The organism is Methylocella tundrae, assembly GCF_038024855.1.
Taxonomy (GTDB): Bacteria; Pseudomonadota; Alphaproteobacteria; order Rhizobiales; family Beijerinckiaceae; genus Methylocapsa; species Methylocapsa tundrae.
This window is the reverse complement of record NZ_CP139089.1, coordinates 892,329-910,006: the sequence shown is the minus strand read 5'-3', so window position 1 is coordinate 910,006 and position 17,678 is coordinate 892,329. Positions and strand designations below refer to the sequence as shown.

Sequence of the window (17,678 nt, the reverse complement as noted above, 5' to 3'; positions counted from 1 at the left end):
CGGCGTCGGCGATGAGTTTCTCACAGTGGGGGCATCGTCTGGGTGGAGGCCGTGCGAAGAGGTCGAGAATGGCTTGTCTGATGGCCGGCAGGCTCGGTTGTGGCGGCGGTCCCCCGATTCTTTTTTTTCCGTCCCGCGGCCTTGAGGCGGCGGGTCTGGAGGAAGGCGTAGGCGATCATTGTCATCAAGGCGTGCCGGTGTAGTCCGATCCAGGATCTGCCTTCGAAGTGGTCGAGGCCGAGTTCTTCCTTCAACTGCTGATGCGCCTGCTCGCAGACCCATCTGGCTTTGATCGTGGCGGCGAGCGTCTTGAGGCTGGTATCGGCCGGAAGGTTGGACACATAGTATTTTTGCTCGCCGCTCGACCTCCGTTCGCCGACGAGCCAGACCTCGTCGCCCGGCATGCATTGCATGCGATCATCAAGCATGCGGTGCTTATGACCGTCTGCAACGCGAACGCGGCGGGCCGCGAAGAGGCATGTCAGCCGGCCCTTTGTGCCCCGCCGCCAATTAACCCTTCGCCATTTCTCTTCCGACAACAACGCTTCGGCAGAGACCGGAGGCTGATCCGGGATGCTGTATTTGCGCGGCCTTCCGGCCCTGGCGACCGGAAAGATCAAAGCGACGTCGGCGGGATAGACGTTCTGGCGCCGCGACAGCCCGACCGCCCACTTGAGACCGCGCGCGCTCAGAGCCTGACGGAAAGACCCGCTGGAGCCGTATCCCGAATCGGCGAGGACGCAACCGAAGCGCGCGCCCGAGGCGATGACGCGGTCGATCTCTTCGATCGCGATCTCCGGCTTCGTCAGAGCGGTCCGCCTATCCTCCGGCACACGAGCCCGCGCCATGCGCTCGGGATCATCTGTCCAGCTTTCGGGCAGGAATAGCCGCAGGCCCACCATCACCGGAATCTCGCGTGACGCCAACGTTAGCGAGACCAGCGACTGACAGTTGGCGGTCTTTCCGAGCGACGAGGCATATTGTGGCGCGACGCCGACCGAATGCTCGCCCTTTTTCGGCAATGCCGTATCGTCAACGATCAGCCACGCGTCGGCGCCGCCAACCATTCTGTCGGCTTCGGCGAGCAGGGCCTTCTCAAGCGGCGCGGCGTCCCACACGCCGCTGGCGATGAAGTGATGAAGCTGGTCGTAGCCGACTTCGCCGTCGCGCGCCGCCATGGGCTGGACGCTCTTGCGATCCCCCGCGCCGATCAGCCCCGCAACATAAACCGGGCACATCCGTGCCCGCGCCTTGTGTCGAAAAGCACTGAGAAAAGGCGCCAGCCACCGCTCAAGATCGGACTTCCAAATCTCGTCCATGGTCGGCCCTCCGTGACGCCGACCACCCATGAATCACGCAATGCGCGTCTCGGGAATCCTAAAAACGCCCGACCCCTCAAAAATCTGCCAAAGTAGCGCTAGAATGCAAACGTCCGAAGCGGACCGGGACTGGCGATCCTTCAATCTTCAAGATCAATCCGCGTCGCCTCATTGCGGGACTACGAGCCACGCGCTGTTCCCGTTATCCTCCCGCTATTTACGGACCGATCCTCCGTTTTGATTTGGACGCTCGGCATTGCGGTAACCAAACGTCCAAAGGTCACGGGGTGACAGCGGCGGCGGCGCGGGAGCTGCGACATTGGCCAATTCTGTCCAGACCCCGGCGGCGGGCGCCCGTGCGATGGTAGAAGGTCGATGGCGGCTCCTTTGCCGAATCGCCCCCCGCACGCCTCCTGCTTCCGGTTCGCTTCTGAATGTTCCTCGCCGGAAGCATCCATTCGCTGAGATGCTTGATTTTAATGGTCGGAGTGGCGGGATTCGAACCCACGACCCCTAGTCCCCCAGTCATAAGTGCGCAAGGCGCGAAGTGCTTGTAAATCAAGTGGATGCGCGCGTTTATTTGCGACCTTCGGGAATTTTATCGGGATTTTGTGTCTCCCGGATCTCCACATGCCTCGGCATGGGAGAGCGGCGCGTCCACGCCAGCGGCATGATCGCCGAGATGCTGCCGCCAATATCTGCGCCGCACGGCGTCACCGAATGCCGCCGAACAATTCAGCATATTTATCCCATGATGCAGCGCAAGAAGGCCATCATGTGGATTTTCGATCGTCAGATCATACGGGAAGCCCTGCTCTTCCGAGCGATGCGAAGCCGGCGGCGGCGCAGCCCCCTCCGCGACGATCTTCACGACAATGCCGCCGAAGCCCCAGATCTTCGACGCCTCGTTCAGAAAGCGGACGTCATCGATGGCGACGCGGCCGCCGGCCACCAAGACCCCCTGCGCCTGGCGCGACCATGCCTCGACCCAGAAATCAGGCCCGAGCAGATCCCTGCCCCATTCTGTGCCAAGCCATTGCATCGCCTGGCGCGGCGTCCTACCGCACAGAAGATCGCATGGCGCTTCCTTGCGGTCTCCCTCGACCTCCGCGTCAGTCAGGCCGAGCGCGCGCATCATATCTTTCAGGGGCCCAGCGAATCGGACACGGGTGAAACCATAGCGCTCGCAAAGATAACGTGCGGCCGTGGTCTTGCCTGCGCCCGCGCGGCCGGCGAAGCCGATGAGGCGCGGCCCGCGCCATTCAACCGCCGTCATGCCCGACCCTTATAAATGCTGCCCTCGCTCGGGTCGCCGACCATGATCTTCCAGCGCCTGGCGATGCCGCGGCGCGGATGCACCGAGAGCATCCATTGCGAGGCTGGGTGTGAGCGCATGCGCAAGGACCGCCCATATTCGGACGGCCCCGGCAGGCTTCCGTTGACAAATCCATACTCGAGCTCCATCGGCGAGTGAAAGTGCCCGACGATGATCGTGTCGAGAATCACGCCCTCGGCCGAATAATCCTCGATCAGCTTTTTCATGCCGCGCGTCGCCGTGGCGGAGACGCCGACAAAGCCCGCGCCGCCGCGCGAGCCGATTCGATCGCCATGCGTCAGCAGGACATTCCAGCCGAGGATATTGACCAGAGCGTCGCCGCTTGCAGGCGCAGAAAACGAAATCTGATCTGCGCCCTTGGCCGCGTACCAGGACTCGATCGTCCAGGCGACAAGCGTGTCATAGGAATTTAAAGCAAACCCTTTCGATTCGGGCTTGCGTGTCGTGCGGCCATGATTGCCAGGCACGCTGATTACGTGGATTGGCGTCGCGGGGAATTCCCGCACGAGCATGTCAAAGCCCGCGATGAGCGCTTCCGAGACCGCCCGCACGGCCGGAATAGCGAGGAGATCGTTGGTCTTGGCGAGCTCCTCATGGATCTCGCCCGAGACAAGGTCGCCCATCAGCGGCACAAAGATCGCGGAGGGCTTGGGTCCGGACCAATGGACCGTCGCCAGCTTCACCGCCGAGGCGAAAAGCCGTTCGATGCGCCGGCGCGCGATCTTCACATTGTAGCTGTTGCGCCCCCCCATCTGGTCGAGATCGATGACCTCGCCCATGTGGATGTCGGAGATCGGCAGGATAATTGCCTCGCCCACCTTGCCATCCGGCCGGTCCGGCTTCGGGTTCCATGAAGGCGGATCGAGCGGCGCGGCCGTGAGCCGAAATAGAGCTTCGCGAATCGCCTCGCCATCCGCGAGCCGGCGCTCTGCGATTTGCCGGCCGGTGGCCTCCGCGCGGACGCGGTCCTTCAGCCGCCGCACCTCGATTGGATCGGCTGGCGGACGCGGCGGCGCTGCTTCCGGCGCGGGCTTCGCCAGCGACCAATTAACCGGCAGCGCATGGAGGCGCTCGCATGGGCCGCCAGCCTTCACTCGGGAAAAGAGCGTCGATGGCGCTATGCCAAGAGCGGCCGCTGCGACGGAGACCGCGCTCTTGCCGCTCTCCGATTTGCCGTTCGGCGGCGCATGGCCGGCTTTGAGGGCTTTCTGAACGGCCTCGACGCTGCGCCGCGCTTCCTTCTTGGTCAGGCCGATCATGCGCCAAAGCCCCGCTGCTTGCGCGCTTCCTCGAGCGCCTTCGTCAGCTCAACAACTTTCTCCTCGAGCTCGACGATTCGTCTTTCCTGCGCCTCGAACAACGTGCGGACGCTATCATTGACCGCCGCGACCATGGCCGGCTGCCTTTTGATCAGCGCGGCAACGATGATGGCAATCGCGCCGAAGACCGCCCCAAAGCTGCCGGCGCCCAGAAGCTGTCCTATGTTTCCAGAGACGACCGCGCCGACAATATCATTCTCATTGACCGCCATCTGCGCGGCTCCCTTCCTTTGTCGGACGTCCGCAGACGATTTTGGTGCGAAGCCCCTCATTGCCGCGGGGATCGCTGGCGGCAATCGTCATGCCCGCCATGGCGCATTGCATGATCGAATCGGCAGCGATCTCGCGAAAATCGATGGCTGTTTTCTTGGTGCACTCTTCCTGTGGTGTGGAAGCAAGGCATGTCAGGACCAGGACGATGATTTTCATTTCGCCTTCCCAAGCCAGGAGGAGACGTTGCTTGTTCCAAGCGTCACCGCATGGACAAGGAAGAAGCTGGAGACGATCGCCCATTCGAAGGTGTCGTAGGGCGCGGGCAGCTTGGCGACGCCGAAAAAGGGAGCGCCAAGAAAGGCTTTCGAGGCCAAGATCGTATCGATAAAGATCAGCCCGAAATGCAGTGCCGGCGGCACGCCCGCGATCAGCATGATCAACCGATTGATCGGCTGGCCATAGACCTGGACTTTCAGGGCCGCGAGCTGAACGTCACTGGCGAGCGCCGCCTGCATCACGGTTGCGTCCGCTGCGGCGCCGGCCGCGAAGCCCTGCTCTTTGATCGTCGCCGTATTCGTCTTGTAATTGACCCATGCCGTCACAAACGGCGTGATAAGACCGCCAAACAGGGCGTTGAGGAGGGGAAGAATGAGCGCGCCCATCTCACTGCCCCTGCGGCGGCGTCTTGGCGGCCTGGTTGACGCCCTGTTCATGCGTCAGCGGGATCAGCGCGAGAATGGCAAAATTGATCCATGCCGCGACATGAACATCAACGACCGAGGACCACGGCAGAGCCTGCCATTGCTGCAGAAGTTCGGCGTTGAAACAGGCGAGCGCGTGCGGGATCGCGGCGAGGCCGTTCGTCACCACGCCGACGAGGACCAAGATGTGCGTCTTCCACCCTTGCAAGATAGCGAGGATCTTTTCCGGCCCGGCAGTCGCCGCAACGGTCGCGGCCTTGCCCGTCACGGCCGCCGTCTCGACCATTTTGTTTCGGATGTACGTGAAATAGACATAGACAGCGCCGCCCCCGGCGGCGATCGCGAGAATGACGAGAATGGCGTGTAGGAAGCCGCTCATGTGGATTATCCTTTCGCGGGCGTGGGAGGAACGATAGGCAGCGATGCGGCGGACGCTGGCGCAGCCGTTTGGACGCCGGCCACGACAGCCTTCGCGGCGGCGACTTTCGTCTCCTCGGCCGAGATCGAGGCGATCGTGGTGGCCTTGGCGGCTTCGACCGCCAACGCCTTCGCCTTGAGATCAGCGACAGCGCTGTCCAGCGTCGAAACCGTCTTCGCCTGCCGCAGCGCCGTGGCGGCGGCGGCGATCGCGGCGATGATGGCGACGGCGAGCACGGCTATCCCGATCCACGCCGCACCATGGACGATGTGAGACAACAGTCCCGCTCCTGCCGCGGCGCCTGCGACAATTGCAGGCGCGGCCGAATGAACTACTGGCGGCGCAGCCTTTACTCCGCCCATGGCGTTGAGGGCGTCTGTCGCGTATTTGATTCGCTTGTTATTGGTGGCTTCGTCATCGGCGGAGCGTTCATAGAACCGGTTTATGTTGGTCGTCAGGGTCGCGAGCGACTTTTTGCCGTCGAGAAGATCCCGATAGAGCGCATCATATTTGACGCCGCCCGCGTCCCCATCGCGCAGCTCCTTCAGGAAGAAGGCGGCTTGCGCCTTGACCGTTTTCCAATCGCCAAAATGCGCCGTGCACCAGGACTGCATTTCGGCGAGGCGCTCTTCGCGCCATTGGAAGAGGCCGTCCGAGCCATGATCCTTCGGGCCTGTCGTCACTGGCTGGCACAGGTTCTCCTGCGTCGAATTGCCCGTCCCCGCGGATGCTGAGACGAGCGGAAGCCCTGGAAGGCCAAGATCCGGATATCCCGCGATGAGATAACCCGTCAGTTCTCTCTGTCGATCAAGCAGGGTCATATCTCACTCCGCGACGTTGGCGTCTTCGTTGCGCTGGCGGAAATACAGATCGACATCATGTCGAAGCGCCGGCTTGTTGCCGGCGAGCTCGAGCACTCCGTAAGTGTTGCGCTTGAGATCTGTTTCAGGATCAAAATGATTGTTGATGAGGACGCCCCAGCGATCGACATAGGCGCGCTTGGCCTTCGGGCCGTGGAAGCCATGTTCGATCGTGCCGGCGATATAAGAGATGCTCCGGGCGATATGCGGCATGGCGCGCGCCTGCCAAAGCCGCAGCGGCTTCTTGTAGGCGTCGCCAATGTTGCCGGGGATGCTGTCGTCGACGCGGCCGATCAGCGCCATCGCCATATGATGATCGCCGGCGCCGAGACCGGCGGTTTCGACAAGGCCGCCAACCCATTCGAGCGCCTGGCGCGTCCACGCCCAGGCATAGCCCGGATGGCCAAATTTATAAGGTCCGTTAACAGCATTCGGCCCCTGGACGATCGGCTTCTTCTCGTGAACAAGCCGGCAGAAGGACCGATGCGCCTCGATGTGCTCCCCGTTGGGCCCAAGATCATAGCAATCAGACCACGGCTGCACGACGGGATAGTGCTGCAGCGCATGCACCGTCTCCGCGGCCCAGTCCTTGCGGCGGAACGTGATGTCGGCATCGAACGTACCGATATATTTTGCCTCGGGCGGCAGGCGGGAGACGCCAATGTTGAGTAGGTTTTCCTTGTTCCACACCAAGGCGGCGGGGTTGGCGCGCACCTTTACGTGGTTGACATGCGGGTTGCTGAGTTCGAATGGCCGTTCACCATAGGCGCATTCAACGGTCGTCAGCTTCACGCCGCTGTCGAGCATATGCCGCTCGAATTCATGATAGAGGCTGATCCGGCTTTTCCAGCGAACCGGATTGGCCACAGCCGTAACCACATGCAGAAGATCCGCGCGCATGAGAGAGCCTTATCGAAAGAGAAATCAGTGAAGGTGATCGAGTCGAACGATCGCCACGCCGGCGATGCCGAGCGCCCGTGCGGCGCCCAGGGAAAGATCGATGCAGCGGCCGCGCACGAAGGGCCCGCGATCATTGATGCGAAGGATGACGCTGCGGCCATTCGCCGAGACGCGCAGGCGCGTCCCGAATGGCAATGTGCGATGAGCGGCCGAAAGGCCCATCGGGCGGAAGCGTTCGCCATTGGCGGTCTGATGACCGCTCTCCGGGCCATAGAACGACGCCCGGCACGTTTCCGCGCGGGCGATCTGAGCGGCAGCGGCCAGCCATGCGAGCACGGCCAGCGCGCCGAGAGTGGATCTAATCAAACCCGGCCAGCATCACGGCAAAGCGTTGATGATCGCCCGGTAGGCCGCAACAATGGCCTTGGCCCACACCATATAGCCGCAATCGTTCGGATGCGGGCCGCTGCTGGACAGGTCGATGTAGTTGTTGCCGGCGGTCGATCCCGTCGCATTGGCGCCGTTGCACGTGCCGTCCAGCGTCGTCTGATGACCCGTGCCGGTGAGGACTGGGCCGGGCGGCGTGGGAACGCCATAATTGGGAATAAAGCCGATGTATTGGTCCCCTGAGGCTGCTTGCGCGGTGAACGCCGCCTGAACCGCCGCCTCGCACTGGATCGCCGTGCCGCATGTGCCGAGCGAGCCGCCGCCCTGACCTACATTCTGCGAGGCGACGCCAACGATGAGCGTCCCTTTTGGGCCGCCCGGATATGCCGCCCGTAGGGTTTTGATCAGGGTCGTCGCGGCGGTTGTAATTTGCGCCGCAGTCGATCCGTAGGAGACATCATTGATGTCCGCCTCGACGAAGATCACTTTCGGCGCACCTCGGAAGGCCGCATATCTTGAAAGATCGGCCATGAAGTGGCTGATGTAGGGGGTCGACGTTCCCGGATTAAGAAGTCCAGTGCCACCGATAGCGAAATTCGCCGCGTCAGGAAGCCCGACCAATTGCCGGAAGACATTGGACCAGCTCGAATAAGTCCCCGTCGCGCCCGTTCCAGCTGTCAGGCTGGACCCAACGAAGGCGACCCCGAAATTATCGGATTGGTTCGGATATGTAATATAATCATAAGGGCCTACAGATACTTGGCGCAGCAGATTGTATGCCGTCATTTCAAGTTTAATCGTGTGCGCCGCCCTGCCGCCAATGTTCGTGAAGTCTAGTGTAATTCTGGCGTTTCCGCCACTATACACAGATACTAGCGTCGCGCCGCCAACTGTATTCGGACCCGCCCCGGATTTGATGTATTGACCATCAACCTGTATCGCGTATGTGCCCGTATTTATGGTGTTAATTTCGACTATGGCGGCTTCAGCCACGAACTCCACAGATTCATAATTGCATTGGATCTGCAAGCCGCTATATGCGGTCTGAGCGTTGCAGTTTCCCGTCACCGGAGAGATATCCGGGCCGGCCGGGAATACGCCAAACCCGGAGCTCTGGACGACCGGCCACCCGCCCTCCCAACGGAAAACGGAGCCATTGGCGGTGTTTGGCCCGTCCGGCACGAGCGAGTTATTGGAGAGGCCGCCGACCGGGTTATAGACATTCGTCAACGCCGCATTGTGCGTGTTGATCTGCGTCAGCACCGGAGAGGTTTGCAGCCCGATCATCGCCCATGTGATGGTTCCGTCAGACAGGCTTCCAGGAGTCGGCCCTGAGCCAGTCGTTGCCGGGACCCCCGGCGTCACCACCTGGAACAGATAGCCGCCGTTGGAAACGATGTCTCCCGCCGCCAGCCCATAATAGAGCCATGTTATACTTCCATCGGGATATGCCAGCGTGCGGTTTGTTCCCGTTGGAGCAGTGCTTGTACCTGTCGTCCCGCCAACAGCGGCGTAATAGATATGGCCCGCATTGGAATATAGGGTTCCCGCCGCCACCACTGCGGCGTTGCCGGGATATGCGCCGGTGAGTTGAATCCAGGGCTGCGCACCGAGCAATTGCGGCTGGTTGTAGGGATTTTTGTGAGCTGCGGCCGACGCCAATCTGCGCAGCGTGGCGCCGAGGGTTTCGGCCTGCGGCACATAGGAGGAGGTTGCGCCTGCGATGGCGAGCTGCGAGCCCAGCACAATCGCCGTGGCGAGGGCGAGGATCCTTTTGATGAGCAGCATTCCGATCAGCCCTCCCAAGCCGTGAATTGTTGAAATGCGACCTGCCCTATCGCCGTCAATGCGTTGCTCGGCACGCGATTGCCGGACCAATCGTAGCCGTTGAAGTTCGACAGCAGCGTCGACGTTCCGACTGCCCCAAAGGCTGCCGCACCTGAAAGAGAGAAGCCGATATTCTGCGCAGTGCTCTCATTGCGGATCGCGAGATATTGCCGTGATGCATTCAGCGCCGCGACCTGCGTGGAAAGCGGCGTGAAACTCGTCAGATTGACTGTCGCGCCGACGCCGGAGCCGGACGTCGCTGCGGGCGCAAGCGGATTGGTCACCGGCGCCGTATAGACGCCCGGGGTCGTAACGCCGAGAGCCAGGATCGCCATCTTGATGTTGACGGTCGCCCCTGTGAGGCCGCCGCCGGTCACCGGCTCGGCCGCCAGATTCGTCGGGTTGACGGTGTAATTGCCGGCAACACTGATGGAGCCGATCGCCGTGAGCACGCCGCCGGAGATTGTGCCGGCCAGGGTGAACTTGGTTCCGGTTCCGGTCGTGCCTGTCAGTGTGACCGCGCCGTTCGTGCCGCCCGATCCGGCGGCGGCGATGGTCGGAACAGCGGCAAGCTGCGTGCTCTGCACATTGAGCACGGCCGGCGCGCCGACGCCTGCGCCGCTCGGCATCGTCAGCGTGTCGCCGGGAGCCCAGCCCTGCGTTCCAATCGACTGGACGGCGGCGGCGGACACCGCGCCGTTGATATATCCGGAGCGATTGGTAATGGCGATCGCCGTGTCGGTCGCCTGGATCGCGGCGAGAATGGCCGCAAGGCTGGTGATCTGCGTCGCCTGATTGGCCGCCGTCGAAACCTTTGAGAAGATGCCCGACAACCATCCCCGAATGCCGATGCCGCCGGCAAGCTGGACGACGCCCGTTGCGTCGGTTCCATCGGCGGCGGCGCCAGTCGGCAGCGGCAGCACCGTGTCGGTCGCCAGCGCAACGGAGATACTGTCCGCGATCACCGCGGGCGCGTTGGGCAGCGTGTTGATCGTCGCTCCCGAGCCGGGAGTGACGTTGAGGATTGGCAAAGCCATGGGTTGATTCTCCGGAGTTTAGGCGGCGATCGCGGCGAGGAGGCCGCTGTTTGCGGATTGGCTGAAGTCCATGGCGCTGGCGCCGGATGAGACAACGAATGGCGCGAGCGGCGCCCACACCAGTTTTGCGCCAAGCGCGTCGGGCGTCGTCACATAGACGTTCGTGTTGGTCCACACGTCCTGGATGCTATCGGGCACGAAGCCCAACGCGCCGACCGGCGGCGGCGCGGAGGCGATCGCGTACCAGATCTGGCTTTGCAGCGCCTGCAGGCACAAAGGCCCCGCGCCCAAGGACGTCCAGGCGCCCGGCGTGACATCCACTTCCGTCGTCGCTGCCATGTCAGGCCGCGCCCATGGCCGTTACGTCGATCGGGATGAAGCCTGGCAGCGGATTGCCGGCGGCGAACGTAAAATCGGCGTTCAACCGCGGATCGACGTCGAAAATAGAATGTGCGTCGCGGCCGGACGCAAGCCATTGCGTTTTCGTCATGTCGGCGCTCATCCGCGAGATCGTCGCGCCGCGCATGAAAAAGAGATTATTATCAGACGGCATGTTGTAGCTGGCAAGATTCGCATAGAAGAGCATCGTCGAATCTCCGGGCGTAAAGTCGAAGATGCTTTCACTTATGCTGATCGACACCGGACCGCTCGTCGATGGCGACGCCACATATGGAAGCATCGGATAGTGCTGAACGTTTTGAATCAGCCCGGTGTAATCGCCAACGGCGATATTGTTCGTCCACTCGTGGAGCGTCCCTTTGATCTGAAACGTATTGCCGACGCCGGAAAACACCGAGTTCCGAACGATGACGCCGCGCCCGACCTGATCAACATAAACTTTGAAATTATTGTTCCCGCGCGCGATGTAGTTCGTTCCGTCATAGGTCGGCCAGGATGATGCATAGATATCCCTGACCCAGCAGTATTCGATGACGGTCTTGGTCGATTCGACGCTCGATCCTTGCTGACCGGACAAATAGAATATGCCGAAATCCTGTGCGCCGGTCGTCCCGCCCATGCCGAAATTGTAGCCAAGAATATATCCGAAATAATTGTTCGTCTGTTTGGTATCGTTTGTCAGGTAGGGCGCTCTGTCAATACCAAACGCGATGCCAAATGAGGCGGCGTTGTACATCGTTACTTTTTTGATTGAGTTGAAGCCCCCGCGCCCGAAGGCAATCGATGCCGAGTTAGTGACGTTTATACCGGTATCGTGAATAACAACATTATTGACGACGTTGTATCCGGGCAAAAAGCTGCTGATGTTTCCGTCGCTGTCATTCCAGGCTGTCGGCGTGCTTGGCGCGCTGGATCCGCCAAACCATGGGTTCATCCCTAATTCATCGGCGACTGTCGGGCCATTGGCGCCCAGATCGAAATATTGCGCGCCGCCGATGAAAGAGATCGCTTTCGAGCCGGGCCCGAACGCCGTCGCGCTTTCGCCGGTGTGACGGATCGAGCCGCCGGAGAATACGACATTGTCGGCGCCGATGCCGGCGATGGCTCCGACAGCGCCCATGAACTTGCCCTGGTCGCTCTCAAGCCTTCCGAGGCGGAGCGTGTAGGAATTCGTGTGCGCGAAATTGATGTCGCTGAAGATCCAGTTGCCGACAAGGTTTCCCGAGCCGTCGCCATCCGAGGCGGCGTTCGAGAAGCGGATGATCTCGTCGACGACAGGCGCGATGAACGTGGTGACGCCGAGAGCATCGCCCGGGCGCGGCACATAGGTCAGAACGCCGCTGATCGCGTCGAGATACATCTCCCCGGGAACCGATAGCGACAGTGCTTCCCTGGCGTTGCAGACGCGATAGGGCTGGTTGACCTGCGCATCGTCTGTGAACAGCAAATGACTGCTCAGCGTTGCGATATTATTGACCCCATCGACCGCCGCGAGGGGCACGACCGATAATTGCCGCCTCTCGAACCTGATGCGGATGCTGGCGAGATTATGCGCGGCGGGGTCGATTTCTCCGGAATTGAACCCAAACCGGTTCGTTCCCTTGTTGCCCTGGCCGTAATCGCCGAAATTCGATGCATAAAGGGTTTCGCCCCGATAGGAAGGCGGCGAACCCGTCAGCGTCCCCGTGGCCGTCTGCGCCGACGCGATATGATAATATTCGCTGGTCATGACCGGGCGGATCGTCCATTGCGACCGCGCCGTGCTCGATCCGTTCGTCACCCACATTTCGTTGAAGATGGGCTGCGTTCCAGCGGCGATGGCGGGAAGCGACGCGGTCCAAAACCCTGTCGAAGAATCGACCGCCCAGCCCGTGACCGGCAAGCCGCCGCTGATCGTCACCGCCTCTCCGGGATAGGGCGCGACGGTTACGCTGCCCGGAGCCGCCGGCGTGTCGGCGTAGGTCATCGTCAGCCCGGTCGTGACGCCATAGTAGGACTGGGTCTTGCCGATGGTCTGGAAATAGACGCCGCCGCGAAAAAGGATCAAACAGGCCGCGTTGCGGTTGGCCGCGATCCTCGCGCGCAAAAGCGTTTGAGCCTTGGCGAAGGTGGCGACAGGCGCCGCGAGCGTCCCGGCCGCCGTGTCGCTCCCGGAAAGCGAGACGACTATATCTGGCGCGGCCGAGATCGCCGGCGTCGGAAAGGCCGTCGACGAGGCCCCGGAGCCGCTGGCGTTGCCCGGCGTCGTGCGCCGTGTAATCGATGCGCCGAGATCGGCTGACGTCAGCACATAGGTCGCGGCATTAGCGCCGGCGATCGGCGTGAGATTGCGCAGCCATTGATAGGCGAAAGACGCCGGCGCGTTCGTCCATGCGCCCGCGCTGCACGACAGCGTCTGGCCGACGCAGTAGAAGCCGAGGATCGCCGGGGGCGTAATGACCGCCGGAACGGGGAGCGCCGGAGGCGTTGAGATCGTCCCCGCCCCATAGAGAAGCCGGTGTTTCAGCGCTGACGGCTGATAGAGCACGGTCGCGCCAAGCGGGCTTTGGGTCAGCGCCCAGACCTGTCCCGTCGCCTGGATCGATTTTGGCTTTCCGGCGGCGAGCGTGAATCCGCGCTCAGTGGGAGCTGGCGGGGAATCGGAAATCGCATAGCAGACTGTCCCGCGCGCGGCGCGGATCTCGAGCGGTCCCGATCCCAACGATGTCCATACATTCGGGAGGAGCGGCAGCGAGATCATTTCGCCGATGTCAGCCGTTGAGGGCTTCGAACATGCGCCCGACGATCAGGGGCGATGCGAAAGTCTCGGTCGCGCATGTTTTGATCAAAGCCGCCTCTTCCGGCGTGATCTCGACCTCGCTGGCGTCATTGAGCCGAAGCGCCAGTTGAAAACGCTTCACATTTTGTTCTCCGCTCAACGGCGTCTTCGGCGACAACAGCGAATTGATCGAAAGCACGCTGAGGCGCAATTCCTGCTTTGTTTCGTCGAGGAGCGGAGCGCCGTCGATGCCGAGAATGCTCTTGGAAAAGTCTATTTTCATTGTTTCCATATGTCCTATAATGGATACGTGCGTTGTGCTGTTTTAGAACGTCGATAACAGCGCGCGCACCCAAGTATTAGACGACACGCATACATAAATATGCGTCGCGTCCCAGGTTATTTGGCCTTGCGCGCCGATGGATGAAGATGTCGCAGGAGGAAGCGTCGCAACAATCAAGCTGCCCGGAATTTGTAGGCCTGCCGGTGTTACTTTCACCGGTTCTGAAGCTCCAAAATTAAAAATAGTTACGTCATTATCGAAGATGATCCCGCCGCCGTTCGCGGCCGTAACGCTGACTATTGAACCGCCCTGAAATCCCGTTCCCCACCAAATACCGCCGTTATTAGCTGGCAAAACAATCGCAGATTGAACCCACGGCGAAGACACACCGCTCAAATCTATGCCCGCGCGCAGCGCGACGCTAGCCGTAACGCCCCCATATAGAATTGTTCCGCCAGGAGATACTCCATATGTCGGCGCTGTTCCGGCGGCAGTTGATACTTGGAAAGCATTCATCCAACCAATCGCGCCTTGATCGCAACGCGCGTTGAACGCAGCGTCCTCAAGCGAGCCGTGAACCGCATCCCCTACTGCGGATACAACATCCCAGCCCCATTTATAAAGGCTGCTTGAGCCGGCCCGCATGATGATATCAACTTCAGAGCCCGTCACGTCTAAGAGATGAGTTGCTCCGGCATCAGCTATAGCTACAAAATTGGACGCAAATAGAGCGCCCTTCTCAGACCCAAGAGACCCGCCATCACCACTCGCCGCCTCTATGCTGGCGGAAAGGCTTACGTAGTTGCGATTAGTATTCGCGGCGTCTGTTGGCGCGACAAGAAACGCGGCAGATAGTATAGTTTGCCTGCCGCCTTTCGTTCCGGCGCCCCCAAAATGTTGTTCAACCAGTAGACCTTGGACGAAACCGCCTCCAACATCCAGTGTATCAGACGATAGCTTCAACCAATTGGCGTTGAAGGCAGGGTTCCCGGCTAGTATCCCGCTTAAAGATTGGATTGATGCAAACGCCTGAGATAGAGAATTAGCCGGCGGAGCCACAGACACGCCGATGCTGGAGATGCCCGTCGCCGCTAAGCTGCCAACTTTAGACCCGTTGACATAGAAATTATGCGCATGGCCGCCCGCGACCATATAATCCAGCGCGCTGGCCGACACGCCGAAGCCATCTCCCGCGCTGCCAAACATCGATAGTTTAGGGTTTGCTCCCGGCACGGTCGAATAGCTCGTGTCAAAATTCAACCTCGTCGGCGTGGCGCCGCCCGTCGATCCATTTCCGATCGTCAGAACCGCGCCGCCGCTCCTGTTGATCGAGACGGGCGTGAGGAAGACCGGATTGATCTTCGCTCCAGAGATCGCCGCTGTGGCGCTGATTTGCGCGTCGGTTAATCCAGCGATCTGCGCTAAAGGCACAAACCGCGAGCCATCGAGGCCTGCGATCCCGTTCGCAACGCCGACAAGGGCTACCAGCGCCGCGGACGCCGCCGCTGCGGCCGTCGCCCCGGCGGAGGCGCTGGTCGCGGCGGATGCGGCGGACGCCAGCGCCGATTCGCCGGCGGAGAGCGAATAGGCCAGCGCGGCGGCGATAGCGTCCGTCAGCGTCGGCTGAAGCACCGCGGGCGTGGCGTCTGGCGTCGTAACGACGACTGTGTCTGTCATGCTACCTCGTCACGCCGGATGAGAATGAGAGCGCGCCGCCGGTGAAGATTTTTACCATCGCGGGATTTGGGACCGGCAATTGCGCCTGCAGGTCATAGACATTGGTCGCGGCGGCGATCTGGGCCATGTCCGCATAGGGGGCGGTCGAGGTCAGAAGCTTCGAGCTCGGCTCATACGAGAGAAGCCCGCGCGCCATGTCGGCGGGGTTCGATGACCAGCGATAGATCACCAGCGTATCGCCGGCCGCCGCCCGCATCTGCATGCGGAACGTCGCCTGCGTCAGGTCATAGAGCAGCGCCCATTGGCTGAGGCTGACCGTCCAGATCCAGGACTGATTGTTGGCGAAGGCGAGATCCATCAGCTATTCGCAGGCCACGCCGCCGCGTCGATCCTGGCGAAGGTCGTGATGGTTCCGGCCGCGATCGCCGCCTGCGCGGCGCCCTCCGCCGTGAACGCCGCCTGCACGAAAATGCCGACAGCCGCGCCAAGCGCCTGCAATTGCGAAGGCGTGATCGGCGTCACGCCGTTCCAGAGGATAGGGGTCGATGGATCGGTCTGCGCAAGCTGCACGGCGCGCGAGACATATCCCTGCCACTGTTCCGCCGTCGAAGACTGAAAGCCGCCAACCGTCACCGTTCCATTGGCGATGACGGCCGCCCATTTGGCGGCGGCATAAGCCTGAAGCTCGGCCCGCGTTGGCGGCGGCGCGGGAGGAGGCGCCAGGAAGGATCCATTCGCGAATACCCAGCCGACGGCGATATCAGGAAAGGCCGAGACGTCAACCAATTCGACGTCTGGATGCAAAACCGGACGCTCCGCAAAAAGCTCGACGACCACTCCGCTTTGGATCAATGCAAACATTAGTTAACCCACCTCGGATACGAGCACGAAACCGGGTTGCCCGGCGCGGCCATTCGGATTGCCGGACGGACCACCGTCGCCACCCTGCCCGCCGCCGCCGAAGAGGCCGGCGAGATAAGGCACGCCGCCGGAGCCGATGACGACGATCGCCCCCGTCACATTGCCGTTCGAAAAGCCGGGACTTCCGGCGCCGCCCGAGAAGCCGTACCCGCCGGAGCCGCCGGCGCCGCCCGCCGTCCCGATCGCGCCAAGCGCCGTCATTAGCGACCCGAAAGACGACGCGCCCCCATTGCCGTTCGATCCGGCCGCGGCTCCCGCGCCTACGGTTACGGCAATGCCAACACCAGGCGTCACCTGGAAATAACCGTAGCGGTATTCGCCAGCGCCGCCGCCCTGCCCCGCCGTGTAGCTGCTCCCTCCGACATTGCGGCCGGCCGCGCCGCCCGCCCATTCCTGCACCATGACGAGAGAGCCGACCGGCGTAAACGTCCCACTCGACGTAAAAGGCGCGCGGCGCGAAACGCCCTTCGGCAGCGGGTTCAAAAGCCGCAAACTCACGCCATCATAAAGGAACAGCGCAGTATAGCCGCCAATGTTGCTCATTTCGCCGCCGGAAAGCGCGGCGCCGCTGTTGTTGAGGACGATATTTTTGAGGCCGAGGCCGTTGAAATTGGCCTGCGACGAGCCGGTGTTGAGATTGGCGACCGGAACCGAAAAAAGCATCCCGGGCTTATAAGAAGAGATCGCCGGCGTCACATTTGCGATGATCGTGTTGGCGGCGGCGCTTGTGTCCGCGCCGAAATGCACCAGCGCCGCTTCCGGCACGGAATCCCCGAGCTGCCATTTCCCCAACGTCACGTTCCAGCGGAAAGCCGAAAACAGCGACGGATTGAGCTCGCCGCCGCCGAGAGGCGCGCCGGTTGCCGTGGCGACCTGGTTGGTCACGCCAGCGGCGGTAAATGTCGTCGGCCCCGTGTTGGCTATCGCGGGACGCATGACGATGAGCATGCCGTCGACGAGTTCCGGCGGCACGGGCGAGAGCTGCGCGACAAGCGCGTTGACGCCGCCCGCATCCGTCGCGACATGCATCTTGCCGCGCTGGATCAGATGCAGCGCGGCGTTGAGCAGCATCAAATCGGAATTATCTTCCGGAACGACCGGCCCGCCAGAGATCTGCGGTCCATTGCCGCGCGCGAGAACGCGCAGATTAGCCAGCACGCCGTTCAGGAATTCCGCCGAAATCTCCGTGCCGTCCTGCGCCGTCGAGGAGGTGCAATCCTGCAGCCATGTGTCGATCGACGCCATGATGCGACTATCGGCCGGGCGCGTCGTCGTGACGTTGGTGGCGTTCGATCCGGGGCCGAGGATGTCTGTCATCGTTTT

Annotated in this window: 18 protein-coding genes and 1 pseudogene; all 19 read right to left on the bottom strand. The window is 61.8% G+C overall.

The genetic code is table 11. The features are described from left to right. Positions 1 to 20 precede the first annotated feature (20 nt). The 19 genes and pseudogenes from SIN04_RS06860 to SIN04_RS06770 all read right to left on the bottom strand — a co-directional run bounded on the left by SIN04_RS06860 (position 21) and on the right by SIN04_RS06770 (position 17,672). Positions 21 to 1,356 (bottom strand): annotated as a pseudogene (locus SIN04_RS06860) (IS701 family transposase). A 561-nt stretch (positions 1,357 to 1,917) separates the two neighbouring features. After that, complete coding sequence (locus tag SIN04_RS06855; RefSeq protein ID WP_134487685.1) at positions 1,918 to 2,595, bottom strand: hypothetical protein; 678 nt, start codon at positions 2,593 to 2,595, stop codon at positions 1,918 to 1,920. Next, positions 2,592 to 3,914 (bottom strand): metallophosphoesterase, encoded by a 1,323-nt coding sequence (locus SIN04_RS06850; RefSeq protein WP_134487682.1) that lies wholly within the window; start codon positions 3,912 to 3,914, stop codon positions 2,592 to 2,594. Before SIN04_RS06850 ends, SIN04_RS06855 begins: the two co-directional genes overlap by 4 nt. Further along, positions 3,911 to 4,186, bottom strand: a complete 276-nt coding sequence (locus SIN04_RS06845) for a hypothetical protein (protein ID WP_134487679.1) — start codon at positions 4,184 to 4,186, stop codon at positions 3,911 to 3,913. Before SIN04_RS06845 ends, SIN04_RS06850 begins: the two co-directional genes overlap by 4 nt. Then, positions 4,173 to 4,403 carry a hypothetical protein gene (locus SIN04_RS06840; RefSeq protein WP_134487677.1) on the bottom strand — a complete coding sequence of 77 codons (231 nt, stop codon included), beginning with the start codon at positions 4,401 to 4,403 and terminating at the stop codon, positions 4,173 to 4,175. Before SIN04_RS06840 ends, SIN04_RS06845 begins: the two co-directional genes overlap by 14 nt. After that, positions 4,400 to 4,849 (bottom strand): hypothetical protein, encoded by a 450-nt coding sequence (locus SIN04_RS06835; RefSeq protein WP_134487675.1) that lies wholly within the window; start codon positions 4,847 to 4,849, stop codon positions 4,400 to 4,402. Before SIN04_RS06835 ends, SIN04_RS06840 begins: the two co-directional genes overlap by 4 nt. A 1-nt stretch (position 4,850) precedes the next feature. Then, the gene (locus SIN04_RS06830) at positions 4,851 to 5,267 is read right to left on the bottom strand and encodes a hypothetical protein (RefSeq protein WP_134487673.1); all 417 of its coding nucleotides are present in this window, start codon (positions 5,265 to 5,267) and stop codon (positions 4,851 to 4,853) included. A gap of 5 nt (positions 5,268 to 5,272) precedes the next feature. Then, positions 5,273 to 6,127: a phage tail tip lysozyme gene (locus tag SIN04_RS06825; protein ID WP_134487670.1), complete on the bottom strand. Its 855-nt coding sequence runs from the start codon at positions 6,125 to 6,127 to the stop codon at positions 5,273 to 5,275. A gap of 3 nt (positions 6,128 to 6,130) precedes the next feature. After that, positions 6,131 to 7,066 (bottom strand): hypothetical protein, encoded by a 936-nt coding sequence (locus SIN04_RS06820; protein WP_134487667.1) that lies wholly within the window; start codon positions 7,064 to 7,066, stop codon positions 6,131 to 6,133. A gap of 24 nt (positions 7,067 to 7,090) precedes the next feature. Continuing rightward, positions 7,091 to 7,432: a septal ring lytic transglycosylase RlpA family protein gene (locus SIN04_RS06815; RefSeq protein WP_134487664.1), complete on the bottom strand. Its 342-nt coding sequence runs from the start codon at positions 7,430 to 7,432 to the stop codon at positions 7,091 to 7,093. A gap of 12 nt (positions 7,433 to 7,444) precedes the next feature. After that, complete coding sequence (locus tag SIN04_RS06810) at positions 7,445 to 9,241, bottom strand: SGNH/GDSL hydrolase family protein (RefSeq protein ID WP_341264314.1); 1,797 nt, start codon at positions 9,239 to 9,241, stop codon at positions 7,445 to 7,447. A gap of 5 nt (positions 9,242 to 9,246) precedes the next feature. Further along, on the bottom strand, positions 9,247 to 10,317 hold the full coding sequence (locus SIN04_RS06805; protein ID WP_134487659.1) for a hypothetical protein: 1,071 nt from the start codon (positions 10,315 to 10,317) through the stop codon (positions 9,247 to 9,249). 18 nt (positions 10,318 to 10,335) lie between these two features. Continuing rightward, a complete protein-coding gene (locus SIN04_RS06800; protein WP_134487656.1) occupies positions 10,336 to 10,656 on the bottom strand; it encodes a hypothetical protein in 321 nt (106 codons plus the stop codon). A gap of 1 nt (position 10,657) precedes the next feature. Beyond that, complete coding sequence (locus SIN04_RS06795) at positions 10,658 to 13,417, bottom strand: hypothetical protein (RefSeq protein WP_341264313.1); 2,760 nt, start codon at positions 13,415 to 13,417, stop codon at positions 10,658 to 10,660. A gap of 49 nt (positions 13,418 to 13,466) precedes the next feature. After that, a complete protein-coding gene (locus tag SIN04_RS06790) occupies positions 13,467 to 13,757 on the bottom strand; it encodes a hypothetical protein (protein ID WP_134487647.1) in 291 nt (96 codons plus the stop codon). A gap of 42 nt (positions 13,758 to 13,799) precedes the next feature. After that, entirely contained in the window at positions 13,800 to 15,434 is a 1,635-nt protein-coding gene (locus tag SIN04_RS06785) for a hypothetical protein (protein ID WP_134487644.1), read from the bottom strand. 1 nt (position 15,435) lies between these two features. Further along, positions 15,436 to 15,792 carry a hypothetical protein gene (locus SIN04_RS06780; protein WP_134487641.1) on the bottom strand — a complete coding sequence of 119 codons (357 nt, stop codon included), beginning with the start codon at positions 15,790 to 15,792 and terminating at the stop codon, positions 15,436 to 15,438. Beyond that, positions 15,792 to 16,295, bottom strand: a complete 504-nt coding sequence (locus tag SIN04_RS06775; RefSeq protein WP_134487639.1) for a hypothetical protein — start codon at positions 16,293 to 16,295, stop codon at positions 15,792 to 15,794. Before SIN04_RS06775 ends, SIN04_RS06780 begins: the two co-directional genes overlap by 1 nt. A 3-nt stretch (positions 16,296 to 16,298) precedes the next feature. After that, positions 16,299 to 17,672: a hypothetical protein gene (locus SIN04_RS06770; protein WP_341264312.1), complete on the bottom strand. Its 1,374-nt coding sequence runs from the start codon at positions 17,670 to 17,672 to the stop codon at positions 16,299 to 16,301. Positions 17,673 to 17,678: the final 6 nt, after the last annotated feature.

Coding starts and splice junctions, on each gene's coding strand:
- SIN04_RS06780 (WP_134487641.1), bottom strand. CDS start 15,792: ATGGATCTCGCCTTCGCCAACAATCAGTCCTGGATCTGGACGGTCAGC.
- SIN04_RS06835 (WP_134487675.1), bottom strand. CDS start 4,849: ATGGGCGCGCTCATTCTTCCCCTCCTCAACGCCCTGTTTGGCGGTCTT.
- SIN04_RS06825 (WP_134487670.1), bottom strand. CDS start 6,127: ATGACCCTGCTTGATCGACAGAGAGAACTGACGGGTTATCTCATCGCG.
- SIN04_RS06800 (WP_134487656.1), bottom strand. CDS start 10,656: ATGGCAGCGACGACGGAAGTGGATGTCACGCCGGGCGCCTGGACGTCC.
- SIN04_RS06775 (WP_134487639.1), bottom strand. CDS start 16,295: ATGTTTGCATTGATCCAAAGCGGAGTGGTCGTCGAGCTTTTTGCGGAG.
- SIN04_RS06770 (WP_341264312.1), bottom strand. CDS start 17,672: ATGACAGACATCCTCGGCCCCGGATCGAACGCCACCAACGTCACGACG.
- SIN04_RS06790 (WP_134487647.1), bottom strand. CDS start 13,757: ATGAAAATAGACTTTTCCAAGAGCATTCTCGGCATCGACGGCGCTCCG.
- SIN04_RS06810 (WP_341264314.1), bottom strand. CDS start 9,241: ATGCTGCTCATCAAAAGGATCCTCGCCCTCGCCACGGCGATTGTGCTG.
- SIN04_RS06820 (WP_134487667.1), bottom strand. CDS start 7,066: ATGCGCGCGGATCTTCTGCATGTGGTTACGGCTGTGGCCAATCCGGTT.
- SIN04_RS06805 (WP_134487659.1), bottom strand. CDS start 10,317: ATGGCTTTGCCAATCCTCAACGTCACTCCCGGCTCGGGAGCGACGATC.
- SIN04_RS06785 (WP_134487644.1), bottom strand. CDS start 15,434: ATGACAGACACAGTCGTCGTTACGACGCCAGACGCCACGCCCGCGGTG.
- SIN04_RS06845 (WP_134487679.1), bottom strand. CDS start 4,186: ATGGCGGTCAATGAGAATGATATTGTCGGCGCGGTCGTCTCTGGAAAC.
- SIN04_RS06840 (WP_134487677.1), bottom strand. CDS start 4,403: ATGAAAATCATCGTCCTGGTCCTGACATGCCTTGCTTCCACACCACAG.
- SIN04_RS06850 (WP_134487682.1), bottom strand. CDS start 3,914: ATGATCGGCCTGACCAAGAAGGAAGCGCGGCGCAGCGTCGAGGCCGTT.
- SIN04_RS06830 (WP_134487673.1), bottom strand. CDS start 5,267: ATGAGCGGCTTCCTACACGCCATTCTCGTCATTCTCGCGATCGCCGCC.
- SIN04_RS06855 (WP_134487685.1), bottom strand. CDS start 2,595: ATGACGGCGGTTGAATGGCGCGGGCCGCGCCTCATCGGCTTCGCCGGC.